Origin of the sequence: Blastococcus sp. KM273128, from assembly GCF_021698975.1 — a bacterium.
Lineage (GTDB): Bacteria > Actinomycetota > Actinomycetes > Mycobacteriales > Geodermatophilaceae > Blastococcus.
Genome location: NZ_SSXA01000092.1, coordinates 1 through 14548, shown reverse-complemented (window position 1 = coordinate 14548; position 14548 = coordinate 1). Strand labels below are relative to the sequence as shown.

The window sequence follows — 14548 nt, the reverse complement described above, 5'->3', positions numbered from 1 at the left end:
GCGACGGCTGGGGCCGGGGCGGGCGCTGGGGGGACTGAGCAGGGGCGACGCTCGTCCCCGCCGCCGTCAGGCGCCGCGCTCGACCTCGGCCTGCACCACGCCCCGCACGGCGCGGAGCAGCGACTCGTCGGAGGTGTCGCCGTTGGACAGGGCGGTGCGGGCCTGGTCGTCCAGCAGGCTGCCGGCCACCGACTCGAGCCAGGTCACGTCGCCCCCGACCCGGCGCCCGACCCGCAGGCCCTCGCCCTCGGGCTGCACCACGTAGTCGTCGCCGTCCAGCTTGATCGTCATCTCGTCGCTCATGCCGGTGCCCCTACCCCCGCTGCCCCCGGTTCCACGCAGGACGTCGTGCCGCGGGCAGGATCCGGGCATGGACGAGGAGTTCTGCGAGGTCGTGGTCACCGCCGCGGACGCCGACTGGCTCGCGGGCTGCACGCGCACGCTGGTGGAGGAGCGCCTGGCGGCCTGCGGGCAGCACGTCGCGCCGATCCGGTCGGTGTACCGCTGGCAGGGCGAGGTGCACGACGAGCCCGAGGCGCGCGTCGCCCTGCACACCCGCCGGGACCTCGTGCCGCGGATCGTGGCGCGGGTCGGCGAGCTGCACCCCTACGAGGTGCCCTGCGTCATCGCCCTCCCGCTGGTCGGCGGGAATCCGGCCTACCTGCGGTGGATCGCCGAGGAGACGCTCCGCCCCTGACCGGCGGGTTGCCGCGTCGTCCTTCCCGGGTAGTCCGGCGCGATCGGCTCCTGCCGCGCGACCGGCCTGCCGATGGGGACGGGGAACGCGGACGGAGCACTGCGACCCGGCGGAGGGGATGTGACGACGACACCTGGCGGACGGGAACTGCCGCTCGACGTGCGACGCAGCACGGGGTCCTCGGGCCGGGACGCCGCCCTCGTGGAGGCGGTGCTCGACGCCCTCGCCTCGCCCACCGTGCTGCTCGACCCGGACGGCCGGGTGGTGCTGGCCAACTCGGCGTGGACCGCGGCGGGGGTGGAGCGGCAGGCACCCATCCGCCCGGGGGCGGACTACCACGCCCTGGCCCTCGCGCTGCGCGACGACGAGGACGGCCGCCGGCTGGTGCGCGAGCTGAGGGAGCTGGCGGACGGCGAGCGCGCCGAGGTGTCGGTCGACCGCTCCCTGCCGGACCCCACGGGCACGGCCACGAGCTGGTTCCACGTGCAGGCGTCCCGGATCGACCAGGTGGGTCACGTCGTCGTCACCCACGCCGACATCACGGCCCGCGTGCTGGCGGAGAAGGCCTCGGCCTGGCAGGCCCGCCACGACTCGCTCACCGAGCTGCCCAACCGCTCCCACCTGCACGAGCTCATCGACGACGAGCTGCGCCGCCCCGGTTGCCCCGCCGTCGCCGTGCTGTTCCTCGACGTCGACGGCTTCAAGGACGTCAACGACTCCCTCGGCCACGAGGTGGGCGACGAGCTCCTGCGCCAGCTGGCGGGGCGGCTGCTCGCAGTCACGCGCGGGCAGGACACCGTGGGCCGGCTCGGCGGCGACGAGTTCGTCGTCCTCTCCCGGGACTGCGAGGCCGACGGCGCCGAGCTGCTGGCGCAGCGCTGCCAGGCCACCTTCGAGCAGCCCTTCGACCTGGGCGGCCGCACGCACCGGCTCAGCGCCAGCATCGGCATCGCCGCGGTGCCGGCCGGGGAGCGCGCCGTCGTCCGCTCGACCGACCTCGTCCGGGACGCCGACCTGGCGATGTACGCGGCGAAGGCCGCCGGGCGCAACCGGGTGCGGGTGTTCAGCCCCGAGCTCCGGGACAGCGTGCAGCGGAAGGTCCAGCTGGCTTCCGAACTGCGGGACGCCATCGCCGACGGCGGGCTGTCCCTGGAGTACCAGCCGATCGTCGAGGTGCCGACGGGGCGCATCACCGGCGCCGAGGCGCTCGTCCGCTGGCAGCACCCCGAGCGCGGGTGGATCGGGCCGTGCGAGTTCGTGCCGGTGGCCGAGCAGCACGACCTGGTCATCCCGCTCACCCGCTGGGTGCTGGGGGAGGCCTGCCGGCAGACGGCCGCGTGGCGGGACGACGGCGTCGAGGTCGTCACCGGCGTCAACGTCAGCGCCGCGCACCTGGTCACGGGCACGCTCGTCGACGACGTCCTCACCGCCCTGCAGGGAGCGGGCCTGGACCCCCACCAGCTGCTCGTGGAGCTGACCGAGACCAGCGTCGCCGAGGACCCGGCCCGCGCGGCGCAGCAGTTCCGGCGGCTGCGCGAGCTCGGGGTGGAGTCCTCGATCGACGACTTCGGCAGCGGGTTCTCCTCCCTCGGCCAGCTGGTCGCCATCCCCGCGGGCGTGCTCAAGATCGACCGCAGCCTGGTCACCGGTGCCGACACCGCCGCCGGTGCCGCGATCGCCGCGGTCGTCGGGCTCGCGCGGGGGTGCGGGATGCGCAGCCTGGCCGAGGGGGTGGAGACCGCCGCCCAGCTGCGGCGCGTCGTCGACCTCGGCTGCTGGTACGCGCAGGGGTTCCACCTGGCCCGGCCGATGCCGGCGGAGGAGTTCCTCCGGTGGGTGCGTGCCCACGGTGGGCGGCTGGATCTCACCGCCGGTTGAGCCGGCAGCACCCGTCGCCACGCGACGTCGCCGGCACCTCCTGCCGACCCAGCGCCGGCCGAGCCGGCACCAGGACGGTCCCGGGCCGGAGCCGCGCTGCCCCCTGTGATGGCGACCACAACCCCCGGGGCGCTCGCTCGTTGTGCTCCCCGAGCGGGCGCGCGCGTGCGTGCCCCGACGCGAGGAGAGGCCCCGATGCAGAGGTCCCGGTTGCTGACCGCCCTGACCGCCGTGCTGACCGCCGCGCTGACCGCCGTCGTGCTGACCGGCGGGGCCGCCGCGGCCGCACCGGCCCCGTCGACGGGGGAGTACGCCCCGCTGGACCAGCGCGGCCCGGCGCTCTCGGTGCCGCAGGCCGAGCTGCGGGCGAGCCTCACCTGCAACGGCCCGCTGCGCGCGCTGCGGCAGGACCCGATCCTGCTCGTGCCGGGGACCACGATGGACCCGTACGTGGGCTTCGACTGGAACTACATGCGGGCCTTCGACCAGCGCGGCTGGCGCTGGTGCGCGGTGACCCTGCCCTTCGACGCCACCGGCGACATCCAGGTGGCCGGCGAGTACCTCGTGCACGCCATCCGCACGATGAGCCAGCAGGCGCGCCGCGACGTCGACGTCGTCGGCTGGAGCCAGGGCGGGATGGTGCCGCGCTGGGCGCTGCGCTTCTGGCCCGACACCCGGGAGCTGGTCGACGACCTCGTGGGCCTCTCGCCGTCCAACCACGGCACGGTGCTCGCCGACGCCTCGTGCAGCACCGGCCCCTGCACGCCGGCCAACCACCAGCAGGCCTCGCAGTCGGAGTTCCTGCGGGCGCTCAACAGCGGCGCGGAGACCTTCGCCGGCGTCGACTACACCGTCGCCTACACCGCCGCTGACGAGATCGTCGTCCCGAACACCCCGCCGCTGGCCAGCTCGGCGCTGCGCACCGGCGCCGGCCGGGTCGCCAACATCGCCACGCAGGAGGTGTGCCCGGCCAACGCGGCCGACCACTTCGCGATCGGCAGCCACGACCCGGTCGGCTACGCGATCGTGGTCGACGCGCTCACCCACGACGGGCCGGCCGTGCGGGGCCGCATCCCGCTGACCACCTGCGCGCAGGTCCTCCAGCCCGGGGTGGACCCGGCCACCTTCACGGCTGACCACGCCGCCTTCGTCGGGTACGCGGTGGACGGCGAGGGCGACGCGCCGGAGGTCGACGACGAGCCGGCGCTCGCGCCGTACGTGCGCGCCCGCCGCTGAGCCGGCGCGCCGCCGGCCCACCGCACCGGGCGGGTCGGTCATGCGGGTCGGGAGGGGTGCGGCCGGCGGTGGCGGCACGCGGGCCGGCTCAGCCCGGTTCGCCGCGTGCCTTGCGGCGCAGCACCACCACCAGGTCGACCGCCGCGACGGCGGCGAGGACGAGCAGGACGATGCCGGGCCAGGTGGGCAGCTCGTCCACGGCCAGCCAGCCCAGCCCGGCGACCAGGCAGAACACGAGGCCGAAGCCCGCCAGCACCGCGCGCAGGGTGAGCGCCGAGCGGGCCGGCGGCGCCCCCGCGAAGCCGGCCGTCGGGTCGTGGTGGTCGGGCAGGCCGCGGGCGTAGTCCTCCCGCGAGCGGCGCTGGTCGGGGTCGGTCATGGCACACCTGCCTACCCGCGGCCGGGGCGCACTACCCTGGGTCGACGTGGCCGCTGACTTCTCCGTCGTCCTGGACGAACTCGACACGACCCTGAAGTCGATCGAGGCCGTCCTCGACGTCGACCGACTCCGCCGCGAGGTGGCCGAGCTCGAGCAGCAGGCCGCCGCGCCCGACCTGTGGGACGACGTCGAGGCCGCGCAGGCGCTCACCTCCAAGCTCTCCTACATGCAGGGCGACCTGCGCCGGGTCGAGGAGCTGCGCGGGCGCCTGGAGGACGTCGGGCTGCTGCACGAGATGGCCGCCGAGGAGGGCGACGAGGCGACCACCGCCGAGGCCGAGCAGGAGCTGGCCAGCCTGCGCAAGGCGATCGACGAGCTCGAGGTGCGCACGCTGCTGTCGGGCGAGTACGACTCCCGCGAGGCGCTGGTGACGATCCGGTCCGAGGCCGGGGGCGTCGACGCCGCCGACTTCGCCGAGATGCTCATGCGCATGTACCTGCGCTGGGCCGAGCGCCACAAGTACCCCACCGAGGTGCTCGACATCAGCTACGCGGAGGAGGCCGGCATCAAGTCGGCGACCTTCTCGGTCAAGGTGCCCTACGCCTACGGCACCCTCTCGGTCGAGCAGGGCACCCACCGGCTGGTGCGGATCTCGCCGTTCGACAACCAGGGCCGCCGCCAGACGTCGTTCGCCGGCGTCGAGGTGCTGCCCGTCGTCGAGCAGACCGACCACGTCGACATCCCCGAGAACGAGATCCGGGTCGACGTCTTCCGCTCGTCGGGCCCCGGTGGGCAGAGCGTGAACACCACCGACTCCGCCGTCCGGATGACGCACATCCCCACCGGCATCGTGGTCTCCTGCCAGAACGAGAAGAGCCAGATCCAGAACCGCGCCGCGGCGCTGCGCGTGCTCCAGGCCCGGCTGCTCGTGGTCCGCCAGCAGGAGCAGAAGGCGGAGCTGGACGCGCTCAAGGGCGAGGGCAGCAGCTGGGGCAACCAGATGCGCTCCTACGTGCTGCACCCGTACCAGATGGTCAAGGACCTGCGCACCGAGCAGGAGACCGGAAACACGACCGCGGTGCTCGACGGTGACATCGACGCCTTCATCGAGGCCGGCATCCGGTGGCGCCGCCAGCAGGAGGCCACCGCCGCCTAGCACGGCCCCGATCGGCACCTGTCAGCGAGGTCACGTTTCGGGTGTTCACCGGCGCCGGACGCAACGGTCGGTGACGGCCGTCCACGGGTTTCCCGGGGCTGTGGTGACGCAGGGCGAGAACGACTCCCGGCGGTTCTGCGGCGAACGGGCCGCACGGGCAGCTGGGACTAGTACCGTGGCGCCTCGTGATCGAACTGCAACACGTCACCAAGCTGTACCCGGCGAGCGGCCGGCCGGCCCTCGACGACGTCTCCACCGAGATCGAGAAGGGCGAGTTCGTCTTCCTCATCGGCTCGTCGGGGTCGGGCAAGTCCACCTTCCTGCGGCTGCTGCTCAAGGAGGAGGACCCGACGTCGGGCACGATCACGGTCAACGGCCAGACGCTGAACACCCTCAGCAAGTGGAAGGTGCCCAAGCTGCGCCGCACCATGGGCTGCGTCTTCCAGGACTTCCGCCTGCTGCGCAACCGCACGGTGGCCCAGAACGTCGCCTTCGCGCTCGAGGTCATCAACAAGCCGCACCGCACGATCAAGCGGGTCGTGCCGGAGGTGCTGGAGATGGTCGGCCTCGAGGGCAAGGCCAACCGGCTGCCCGGCGAGCTCTCCGGCGGTGAGCAGCAGCGGGTCGCGATCGCCCGCGCGTTCGTCAACCGGCCGCTGGTGCTCCTGGCCGACGAGCCGACCGGCAACCTCGACCCGGAGACCAGCGAGGGCATCATGCTGCTGCTCGAGCGGATCAACCGGACCGGCACCACGGTCCTCATGGCGACGCACGACTACCACATCGTCGACTCCATGCGCCGCCGGGTGATCGAGCTCAACGGGGGAGTCCTCACCCGCGACCAGTCGCGCGGTGTCTACGGCGTGGGCCGCTAGCAGCGCCCGCCGCACCACCGCCGACCGCGTCCGAACGCACTCCACGACAGGGAACCAATGCGCGTCAACTTCGTGCTCTCCGAGGTGGCCACCGGGCTTCGTCGCAACCTGACCATGACGGTCGCGATGATCCTGACGACGGCCATCTCGCTCGGCCTCATGGGCACCGGCCTGCTCATCGCCGGGATGATCTCCGAGATGAAGGAGATCTACTACGACAAGGTGCAGGTCTCCATCTTCCTGGCCGACGACGTCACCGACGAGCAGCGGCAGGCGATCCAGGGCGAGCTCGAGTCCTCCGACGAGGTCGCGAGCTTCCTCTACGAGTCGCGCGAAGAGGCCTACGAGCGCTTCCAGCAGCAGTTCGCCCAGCAGCCCGAGCTCGTCGCCAACACCCCGCCCGACGCGCTCCCGGAGAGCTTCCGCGTGGAGCTCGTGAACCCGGAGCGCTACGAGGTCATCGCCGCGCAGTTCCCGAACGGCGAGAACGGCGTCGACCAGGTGCGGGACGAGGGCGAGTTCCTCGACCGGCTGTTCAGCCTGCTCAACGGCGCGCGGAACGCCACCATCGCGGTCGCGGTGGTGCAGGCGCTGGCGGCGCTGCTGCTGATCTCCAACACCATCCAGCTCGCGGCGTTCAACCGGCGCAACGAGACCAACATCATGCGGCTGGTCGGCGCCTCCCGCTGGTACACCCAGCTGCCGTTCATCCTCGAGGCGGCGATCGCCGGGCTCATCGGTGGTCTGCTCGCCGCCGGCGGCCTGATCCTCACCAAGGTGCTGTTCATCGACAACACCCTCGCCGGGCCGATCCGCGCCGGGATCATCCCGCAGGTGGAGTGGGACGCGATCATCACCAACAGCGTGATCGTCTCCGGCGTCGGCGTCGCCCTGGCCGGCATCGCCGCCTACGTGACCCTGCGGCTGTACGTCCGCCTGTAACCGGCTCCGCCGCTCCGCGACGCCCCTCCCGCCCGGCCCACCGGCGCGGTAGGGGCGTCGTCGTGTTCGCGGGACCGTGCGCCGTCGCCGAGCCATGCGAACTCGTGGCGATCGGGCGCGGATGGCCACGAGTCCGCATGGTTCGCGCGGCGCGGCGCGGCGGCAGCGCGGCTGGGGGCGGCGGACCGGCGGGGCGGGATCGACGGCCGCAGTAACCTGGTGCCCATGCCGCGGGAGCAGGGGCGCAAGTTCATCGCCCAGAACAAGAAGGCGCGGCACGACTACTCGATCCTCGACACCTACGAGGTGGGCCTGGTGCTCACCGGCACCGAGGTGAAGAGCCTGCGGGCCGGGCGTGCCTCGCTCGTCGACGGCTTCGCCTCGATCGACGACGGCGAGGTGTGGCTGCAGCACGTGCACATCCCCGAGTACGTGCAGGGCACCTGGACCAACCACGCGCCGCGCCGCAAGCGCAAGGTGCTCATGCACCGCGAGGAGATCGACAAGCTGCTGGGCAAGACCCGCGAGGGCGGCCTGACGCTGGTGCCGCTGGACCTGTACTTCAAGGACGGCAAGGTCAAGGCCACCCTCGCCCTGGCCAAGGGCAAGAAGTCCTACGACAAGCGGCACGACCTCGCCGAGCGCGACTCCCGGCGGGAGATCCAGAAGGCGTTCGGCCGCTACGTGAAGGGCCGTCGCTGAAATCCGCTTGAGCGGCCCGCGACACTCGGGCCGTGCGGATGACCTTCGAGCGGATGGCCGACCGCCGGCCGGTCGAGACGCTGGTCGAGCGGGACGACGGCGTCGTGTTCGCCATGCGGGGCGCCGGGGGCGGGGCCGGCCTGCCGCACGACCTCGTGCACGCCGTCGTCGAGACGGCGCTGCCGCTGCGCGACGGCGTCTGGGGCTGCGTCGCCGACGGCGTGGTGTGGGGCAGCATGCGGCACGTCTCGGGCCGCCGGCCGCCGCACGCCGCCGAGCGCTACGACCGGCTGAAGCGGGAGCGGGCCGAGGCCGTCCAGCGCGCCGAGGCGGTGGCCGACGTGGTGCACCGCCTGGCGCAGGGCGAGGAGGTGCTGCCGGCCCAGGTCGCCGCCGCCGGCGTCCCGCGCGAGCGGGTGGGGGTCGCCGTCGAGGCCGTGCGGGAGGCGACCCGGCGGTGGGCCGCGCTGCCGGTCGGGGAGCGGTGGGTGGTCGAGTGGCCGGCCGGGCCGCGACGCCCCGGGACGGGCGGTCGGCGACGCTGACCGGCCCCGCCTACGGTGAGCCCCATGAGAGGTATCGCCTACGACCGGTTCGGCGGGGTCGACGTGCTGCAGCTGCGGGACGACCTGCCCGAGCCGCCCGTCGGTCCCGACACGGTGCTGGTGCGCACCCGCGCCGCGGGCGTCAACCCCGTCGACATCGGCATCCGCGAGGGCGGCCTGTCGGCGTTCTTCCCGCACAACTTCCCGATCGTCCCGGGCTGGGACCTCGCCGGCGTGGTCGAGGCCGTCGGCCCGGCGATCGTCGACTTCCGGCCCGGTGACGAGGTCTTCGGCTACCTGCGCCGGGACGACGTCCAGTGGGGGACGGCGGCCGAGCTGGTGCCGGCCCCGCAGCGCTGCCTGGCGCACAAGCCGGAGTCGCTGTCGTTCACCGAGGCCGGGGGCGTGCCACTGGCCGGGCTGACCGCCTACCAGGCGCTCACCGAGGCGCTGGCCGTCGGCGAGGGCGATCGGGTGCTGGTGCACCGGGCCGCCGGCGGGGTGGGCTTCTTCGCCGTGCAGATCGCCGTCGCCCTGGGCGCGCACGTCATCGGAACCGCCAGCCCGCGCAACCACGGCTTCCTCACCGAGGCCGGCTGCGCCGAGGTGCTCGACTACTCCGCCGGGCCGATCAGCGGCCAGCTCTCCGAGCCCGTCGACGCCGTCCTCGACCTCAACGGCGGCGACACGCTGGCCGACGCGCCGCGGCAGGTGCGCGACGTCTCCCGCATCGCCAGCGTCGTCGACCCCGCCGTCAACGAGATGGGCGGGCGCTACGTGTTCGTGCGCCCCGAGCGGCACGACCTCGAGGAGTTGGGCCGCATGGCCGACGCCGGCCAGCTGCGGGTCGCCGTCGCCAAGGCGTTCCCGCTGGAGCAGACCGCCCAGGCCCACGAGCTCGTCGCCGGCGGGCACGTGCGCGGCAAGGTCGTCGTCATCCTGTGATCGAGCCGCCGGTCGACGACGGCGACGTGCCGCGGTACTGGCGGGAACTGGGCCTGCCCGGGCTGGTCGACGTCCACGTGCACGTCCTGCCCGAGCGGGTCCAGGCGAAGGTCTGGCAGTACTTCGAGGCGGCCGGGACCCACTACGGCGCCGACTGGCCGGTGGCCTACCGGCTGCCCGAGGAGGAGCGGCTCGCCGTCCTGGCGCGGCTGGGGGTGCGTGCCTTCCCGACGCTGCCCTACCCGCACAAGCCCGGCATGGCGGCCTGGCTCAACGAGTGGTCGGCCGGGTTCGCGGCGGGGCGCCCGCAGGTGCTGCAGTCGGCCACCTTCTACCCCGAGCCGGGCGTCGCGGACTACGTGGCCGAGGCGCTCGACCGGGGCGCCCGGGTGTTCAAGGTGCACGTGCAGGTCGGCGCCTTCGACCCGCGGGACCGGCTGCTCGACGAGGTGTGGGCGCGGCTGGAGGAGACCGGCACGCCGGTGGTCATCCACTGCGGCTCCGGGCCGCTGGCCGGCGAGCACACCGGGCCGGAGCCGATGGGCGGGCTGCTCGAGCGGTTCCCGCGGCTGCAGCTGGTGATCGCCCACCTCGGCATGCCGGAGTACCGGGAGTTCCTCGACCTCGCCGAGCGGTACGAGCGGGTGCACCTGGACACCACGATGTTCGCCACCGACTTCACCGAGCGGCTGATGCCGTTCGACCGGGCCGACCTCCCGCGGCTGGGCGCGCTGCGCGACAAGGTGCTGCTGGGCAGCGACTTCCCGTCCATCCCGTACCCCTACGCCCACCAGCTCGCGGCGCTGCACCGGCTGGGTCTGGGGGAGGAGTGGCTGCGCGCCGTCCTGTGGCGCAACGGGGCCCGGCTGTTCACGATCGACGCGTGACCCCGAGCGCCCGGCTGACCGCGACCGTCCTCGGCACCCCGGACCCGCAGGGGCTGGCCCGCTTCTACCAGCGCCTGCTCGGCTGGCCGATCCGCGACGACGACCCGCAGTGGACCACCCTGCGGCCCGAGGACGGCGGCCCGGGGCTCTCCTTCCAGCTGGAGGAGGACCACGTGCCGCCGGTGTGGCCCCCCGAGCCCGGCACCCAGCAGATGCAGCTGCACCTGGACCTTCAGGTCGACGACCTCGACGCCGCCACCGCGGTCGCGGAGGAGGCCGGCGCGCGCCGCATCGGGGGACACACCGACGCGCAGGAGGACGTCCGCGTCTTCACCGACCCCGCCGGCCACCCGTTCTGCCTGTTCGTGCGGCTGTAGAAAAGCGCTCGCCCCGCACCGGCGGGCTCCCTACCCTCGGCTCCCGTGCCCGCCCTGCCTGCCGCCCCCGACGGCCTGACCGTCCGCCCGCTCCGCACCGACGACGCCCCCGCGGTCGCCGAGCTCCTGGTCGCGGCCGAGGCGGTCGACGACACCGGTGAGTTCCCCGACGCCGACGACGTCGCCGAGGAGTGGACCGGCTGGGGGGTCGACCCGGCGCGCGACGGGGTCGCCGTGACCGACGCCGACGGCGCGCTCGTCGCCTACGCGGTCGTCTCCGCGAGCCCCACCTTCCGCGGCGCCTACCGGATCCACCTCGACGGCCGGGTGCACCCCGACCGGCGCGGCCGTGGCCTCGGCACGGCGCTCCTGGGCTGGGAGCAGGCCCGCGGCACCAAGGTGCACGCCGAGCGGCACCCGGAGGCCGACGCGCTGCTGGTGGTCGGCGTCTCCGGCACCCAGCCGCGGCTGGAGCGGCTGGTCGAGCAGCGCGGGTTCGCCGCCGAGCGCTGGTACCGCACCATGGAACGCCGGCTCACCGACCTGCCGGAGGTCCGCGACGTGCCGGGCGTGCAGGTCGTGCCGTTCTCGTGGGACCGCGACGACGAGGTGCGGCGCGCGCACAACGCGGCGTTCACCGAGCACCACGGCTCCAGCGAGCGCGACGCCGAGTCGTGGCAGCGGCTGTTCACCGGTAGCCGGGCCTTCCGCCCGGACCTCTCCGTGCTGGCGATCGCCGACGGCGCCGTCGCCGGGTACGTCCTCGGCTACGTGTACGAGGCCGACACCCGGGCGCGCGGCTACCGCGAGGTGGTGCTCGGCCAGATCGGCGTGCTGCCCGGTGCGCGGGGCCACGGCCTGGCGTCGGCGATGATCGGCGCGAGCCTGCGGGCGGCCGCGGCGCAGGACTGCCGCGTGGCCGCCCTCGACGTCGACAGCGACAACGTCACCGGGGCGCTGCGGCTCTACCAGGGCCTCGGCTTCGACACCGTGCGGACCCGCGTGGCGTGGTCCCTGTCACTCCCGCCGGTGGCCGCTGGCTAGGGTGCGCCCATGGTCAGCGCCGAGCAGCCCGAGCACGCCTTCGACCCCGCCCTCGTCGGCCGCGCCCACCGCGCGATCGACCCGCTGCACTCGCAGCTGTACTTCGCGCCGGAGCAGGACGAGCACCTCGGCGCCCTGGGGCTGCGCAAGGGGCGGATGGTCTACTTCGCCGGGCGGGCCGCGGCCATGGGCGCCGTCGGCGCCGGCGTGGTGACGGCGACCTTCTACAACTTCGCCCCGTCGCTGGTCGCGCACATGATCCCGCGCGCCTGGACGCTGGCCACGCCCGAGCAGGTCGTCGCCGCCCGCCTGGACGCCGCGCGCGCCTCGCTCACCCGGCTGCTCGGCGAGGAGGTCGCCGGCTCGCCCGAGGTCGGCGAGCTCGCCGGGCTGCTGCGCGAGGCCTGCGCCGACCTCAGCGCCGAGGGCCGCCCGCTGTTCGCCGGGCACGCCGACCTGCCGTGGCCCGAGGAGCCGCTGCTGGCGGTGTGGCACGGCGCCACGCTGCTGCGCGAGCACCGCGGTGACGGGCACGTCGCCGTCCTGGTGCACGCCGGGCTGACCGGGCTGGAGGCGCTGATCACCCACTGCGCGACCGGGCGCGGGTTCACCGTGCCCGCGGCCAAGGCCACCCGCGGGTGGAGCGACGAGCAGTGGGACGCCGCCTGCGCCGCGCTCGCCGACCGCGGCCTGCTCGACGACGCCGGGCTCACCGAGGAGGGCGTGGAGCTGCGTGCCCGCATCGAGGTGCAGACCGACGCGCTCGCCGCCGACCCCTGGCTGCAGCTCGGCGAGGAGAAGACCGCGCGGGTGGTCGAGCTCGGCAAGGGGATGTCGCGGGTGATCACCGCCAACGGCGCCTTCGGCCAGGGCATCTTCGGCCGCTGACGCGCCCGCCCGTCACCCCTCGCGAGGTCGCGCGTTCTCCAGGTCGCTGAGCCGCTGACCCGGGCCTATCGTCAGGCCGGATCCGGGCCCGAGGGAGGCGCCATGACCGCGACCGAGCGCGAGCAGGGTGGGGTCCAGTCAGCCACCCACGGCGGGCCCGGGTGGCAGCGGACCGACGTCGACGCCGCCTTCCGCGGCAGCGCCACCTACCGGAGCCTGGGCGAGCAGCAGCTCAGCCCGGCCGAGGAGCGGTTCGAGAAGGGCCGCCGCACCATCGGGCTGTTCCTGGCGCCGCTGGTCACCCTCGTCTTCGCGCTCGTGCCGATCGACCTCCCGCGCGACCAGCACCTGCTCGCGGCGATCCTGCTCGGCGTCATCGTCCTGTGGATCACCGAGCCGGTACCCATCCCCATCGGCGGCCTCATCGGCGTGGGGGCGATCGCCGTGCTCGGGGTGGTCCCGGCCGACGACGCGCTGGCTCCGTTCGGGTCGACGACGGTGTTCACCTTCATCGGCGCGTTCATCCTCGCCGCGGCGATGCTCAAGCACGGGGTCGCGCGGCGGTTCGCGATGTTCATCCTGTCGCTGAAGTGGGTCGGGGCCTCGACCGCGCGGGTGATCATCGCCTTCGGCTTCATCACCGCGGTGCTGTCGGCGTTCGTCTCCAACACCGCGACCGTGGCCATGCTGCTGCCGACCGCGATCGGGATCCTGTCGGTGATCGCCAAGCTGCTGCAGGACAAGGAGCTGGTGAGGCCCGACTTCGACCCGCTGCGCCTGCGGGTGGGCGTCGCGCTGATGCTGATGCTCGCCTACGGCGCCGGCGTCGGCGGCCTGCTCACCCCGGTCGGCAGCCCGCCCAACCTGATCGGCCGCGGGCTGATCGAGGAGGCCACCGGTGAGCGGATCGGCTTCCTCGACTGGATGATCATGGCGCTGCCGATCTGCGCGCTGATGTTCGTCGCGCTGGTGGTCGTCCTGCTGCTGATCAACAAGCCGGAGATCAAGCGGATCGAGGGCGTGCACGAGTACGTGCAGAAGGAGCGGGCCGAGCTCGGCCCCTTCTCCGGCGCCGAGCGCAACACCCTGATCGCCTTCGGCGTCACCGTGGCGCTGTGGATCTTCCCCGGCATCATCGCGCTGACCGCCGGCACCGAGTCCGACCTGTACGCCACCCTCGGCGACCGCCTGGACGAGGGCATCGTCGCCGTCCTCGGCGCCTCGCTGCTGTTCCTGCTGCCGACGGACTGGAAGCGCCGGGAGTTCACGCTCAACTGGAGCGACGCCGCCACGATCGACTGGGGCACGATCCTGCTCTTCGGCACCGGCATCATCTTCGGCTCGCTGCTGGCCGACACCGGCCTGGCCGAGACGATCGGGCAGGCCTCCGCCGACGGCCTCGGCCTGACCAGCATGATCGCGATCACCGTCTTCGCGGTCATCCTGGCGATCATCATCAGCGAGACGACGTCGAACACGGCGTCGGCCGCCGTCGTCGTGCCGATCATCATCCCGGTGGCCGTGGCTGCGGGGATCAACCCGTTCGTGCCGGCGCTGGCGGCCACCTTCGCCGCGTCCTTCGGCTTCATGCTCCCGGTGTCGACGCCGCAGAACGCCATCGTCTACGGCTCCGGCGTCGTGCCGATCACCAAGATGATCCGGTCGGGCATCTCCTTCGACGTCCTCGGCGCGATCCTCATCGTGCTGCTGCTCCCGCTGCTGGTCGACCTGGTGCTCGGCGTCGCGAACTGACGCGAGGGGCCGCCGCTCACCCGTGTGGGCGATCGCACGTCCGGCTCCCCGTGGTCGACGTGGGACGATGGACGACGGCCGAGAACACGTGGGCGGAGGCGCCCGGACCCGGGAGGTGGACGTCGTGCGCAGCGAACCTCCCAGTACCGATCCCCAGGTCCTCTCCGCCGGTTGACCGGATCTCCCCGCGCCCGCCCCGCACTCCGTGCCGCGCCCGCCGGGAGGTCGCCCGCCCCGCCCTGCCC

Annotated in this window: 16 protein-coding genes and 1 pseudogene; 15 read left to right on the top strand and 2 right to left on the bottom strand. The window is 73.7% G+C overall.

Annotated elements, in window-relative coordinates:
- Positions 1-66: 66 nt before the first annotated feature.
- The gene (locus tag E9529_RS19175; RefSeq protein ID WP_236832868.1) at positions 67-303 is read right to left on the bottom strand and encodes a hypothetical protein; all 237 of its coding nucleotides are present in this window, start codon (positions 301-303) and stop codon (positions 67-69) included.
- A 67-nt stretch (positions 304-370) separates the two neighbouring features.
- Between E9529_RS19175 and cutA the strand changes: the two genes are divergently transcribed.
- The 4 genes and pseudogenes from cutA to E9529_RS19160 all read left to right on the top strand — a co-directional run bounded on the left by cutA (position 371) and on the right by E9529_RS19160 (position 3811).
- Positions 371-697 (top strand): divalent-cation tolerance protein CutA, encoded by a 327-nt coding sequence (cutA, locus tag E9529_RS19170; protein WP_236832867.1) that lies wholly within the window; start codon positions 371-373, stop codon positions 695-697.
- Positions 698-769: 72 nt separating this feature from the next.
- Positions 770-1747, top strand: a pseudogene (locus tag E9529_RS23005) (diguanylate cyclase domain-containing protein); the annotation flags it as partial.
- A 123-nt stretch (positions 1748-1870) separates the two neighbouring features.
- Positions 1871-2575 (top strand): EAL domain-containing protein, encoded by a 705-nt coding sequence (locus E9529_RS23000; protein ID WP_374201377.1) that lies wholly within the window; start codon positions 1871-1873, stop codon positions 2573-2575.
- 195 nt (positions 2576-2770) lie between these two features.
- Positions 2771-3811 (top strand): lipase family protein, encoded by a 1041-nt coding sequence (locus E9529_RS19160; RefSeq protein ID WP_236832865.1) that lies wholly within the window; start codon positions 2771-2773, stop codon positions 3809-3811.
- Positions 3812-3899: 88 nt separating this feature from the next.
- Here the strand turns inward: E9529_RS19160 and E9529_RS19155 are convergent, their stop codons facing one another.
- Positions 3900-4190 carry a DUF6343 family protein gene (locus tag E9529_RS19155; RefSeq protein ID WP_236832864.1) on the bottom strand — a complete coding sequence of 97 codons (291 nt, stop codon included), beginning with the start codon at positions 4188-4190 and terminating at the stop codon, positions 3900-3902.
- A gap of 46 nt (positions 4191-4236) precedes the next feature.
- On the opposite strand from E9529_RS19155, the gene prfB reads away from it, so the two are divergent.
- From prfB to E9529_RS19100, 11 genes are all read left to right on the top strand, one after another.
- Complete coding sequence (prfB, locus tag E9529_RS19150) at positions 4237-5346, top strand: peptide chain release factor 2 (protein ID WP_236832863.1); 1110 nt, start codon at positions 4237-4239, stop codon at positions 5344-5346.
- 185 nt (positions 5347-5531) lie between these two features.
- Positions 5532-6221, top strand: coding sequence for a cell division ATP-binding protein FtsE (ftsE, locus tag E9529_RS19145; RefSeq protein ID WP_236827417.1), 690 nt, complete (start codon positions 5532-5534; stop codon positions 6219-6221).
- Between the two features lie 57 nt (positions 6222-6278).
- Positions 6279-7163 (top strand): permease-like cell division protein FtsX, encoded by an 885-nt coding sequence (ftsX, locus tag E9529_RS19140; protein ID WP_236832862.1) that lies wholly within the window; start codon positions 6279-6281, stop codon positions 7161-7163.
- Positions 7164-7388: 225 nt separating this feature from the next.
- A complete protein-coding gene (gene smpB / locus E9529_RS19135; protein ID WP_236832861.1) occupies positions 7389-7865 on the top strand; it encodes an SsrA-binding protein SmpB in 477 nt (158 codons plus the stop codon).
- Between the two features lie 32 nt (positions 7866-7897).
- Positions 7898-8410: a hypothetical protein gene (locus E9529_RS19130; RefSeq protein ID WP_236832860.1), complete on the top strand. Its 513-nt coding sequence runs from the start codon at positions 7898-7900 to the stop codon at positions 8408-8410.
- Positions 8411-8434: 24 nt separating this feature from the next.
- Positions 8435-9355: an NADP-dependent oxidoreductase gene (locus E9529_RS19125; RefSeq protein ID WP_236832859.1), complete on the top strand. Its 921-nt coding sequence runs from the start codon at positions 8435-8437 to the stop codon at positions 9353-9355.
- Positions 9352-10242, top strand: coding sequence for an amidohydrolase family protein (locus E9529_RS19120; RefSeq protein ID WP_236832858.1), 891 nt, complete (start codon positions 9352-9354; stop codon positions 10240-10242). The genes E9529_RS19125 and E9529_RS19120 overlap by 4 nt, the downstream gene beginning before the upstream one ends.
- The gene (locus E9529_RS19115; protein WP_236832857.1) at positions 10239-10619 is read left to right on the top strand and encodes a VOC family protein; all 381 of its coding nucleotides are present in this window, start codon (positions 10239-10241) and stop codon (positions 10617-10619) included. Before E9529_RS19120 ends, E9529_RS19115 begins: the two co-directional genes overlap by 4 nt.
- A 45-nt stretch (positions 10620-10664) precedes the next feature.
- A complete protein-coding gene (locus E9529_RS19110) occupies positions 10665-11663 on the top strand; it encodes a GNAT family N-acetyltransferase (RefSeq protein ID WP_236832856.1) in 999 nt (332 codons plus the stop codon).
- Positions 11664-11672: 9 nt separating this feature from the next.
- The gene (locus E9529_RS19105; RefSeq protein ID WP_236832855.1) at positions 11673-12551 is read left to right on the top strand and encodes a hypothetical protein; all 879 of its coding nucleotides are present in this window, start codon (positions 11673-11675) and stop codon (positions 12549-12551) included.
- 102 nt (positions 12552-12653) lie between these two features.
- The gene (locus E9529_RS19100; protein WP_236832854.1) at positions 12654-14303 is read left to right on the top strand and encodes a DASS family sodium-coupled anion symporter; all 1650 of its coding nucleotides are present in this window, start codon (positions 12654-12656) and stop codon (positions 14301-14303) included.
- The last annotated feature ends 245 nt before the right edge of the window (positions 14304-14548 follow it).

Bases quoted from the DNA above. Each gene is read 5' to 3' on its own strand.
- E9529_RS19175 (WP_236832868.1), bottom strand. From the start codon at position 303: ATGAGCGACGAGATGACGATCAAGCTGGACGGCGACGACTACGTGGTG.
- cutA (WP_236832867.1), top strand. From the start codon at position 371: ATGGACGAGGAGTTCTGCGAGGTCGTGGTCACCGCCGCGGACGCCGAC.
- E9529_RS19160 (WP_236832865.1), top strand. From the start codon at position 2,771: ATGCAGAGGTCCCGGTTGCTGACCGCCCTGACCGCCGTGCTGACCGCC.
- E9529_RS19155 (WP_236832864.1), bottom strand. From the start codon at position 4,190: ATGACCGACCCCGACCAGCGCCGCTCGCGGGAGGACTACGCCCGCGGC.
- ftsX (WP_236832862.1), top strand. From the start codon at position 6,279: ATGCGCGTCAACTTCGTGCTCTCCGAGGTGGCCACCGGGCTTCGTCGC.
- smpB (WP_236832861.1), top strand. From the start codon at position 7,389: ATGCCGCGGGAGCAGGGGCGCAAGTTCATCGCCCAGAACAAGAAGGCG.
- E9529_RS19125 (WP_236832859.1), top strand. From the start codon at position 8,435: ATGAGAGGTATCGCCTACGACCGGTTCGGCGGGGTCGACGTGCTGCAG.
- E9529_RS19105 (WP_236832855.1), top strand. From the start codon at position 11,673: ATGGTCAGCGCCGAGCAGCCCGAGCACGCCTTCGACCCCGCCCTCGTC.
- E9529_RS19100 (WP_236832854.1), top strand. From the start codon at position 12,654: ATGACCGCGACCGAGCGCGAGCAGGGTGGGGTCCAGTCAGCCACCCAC.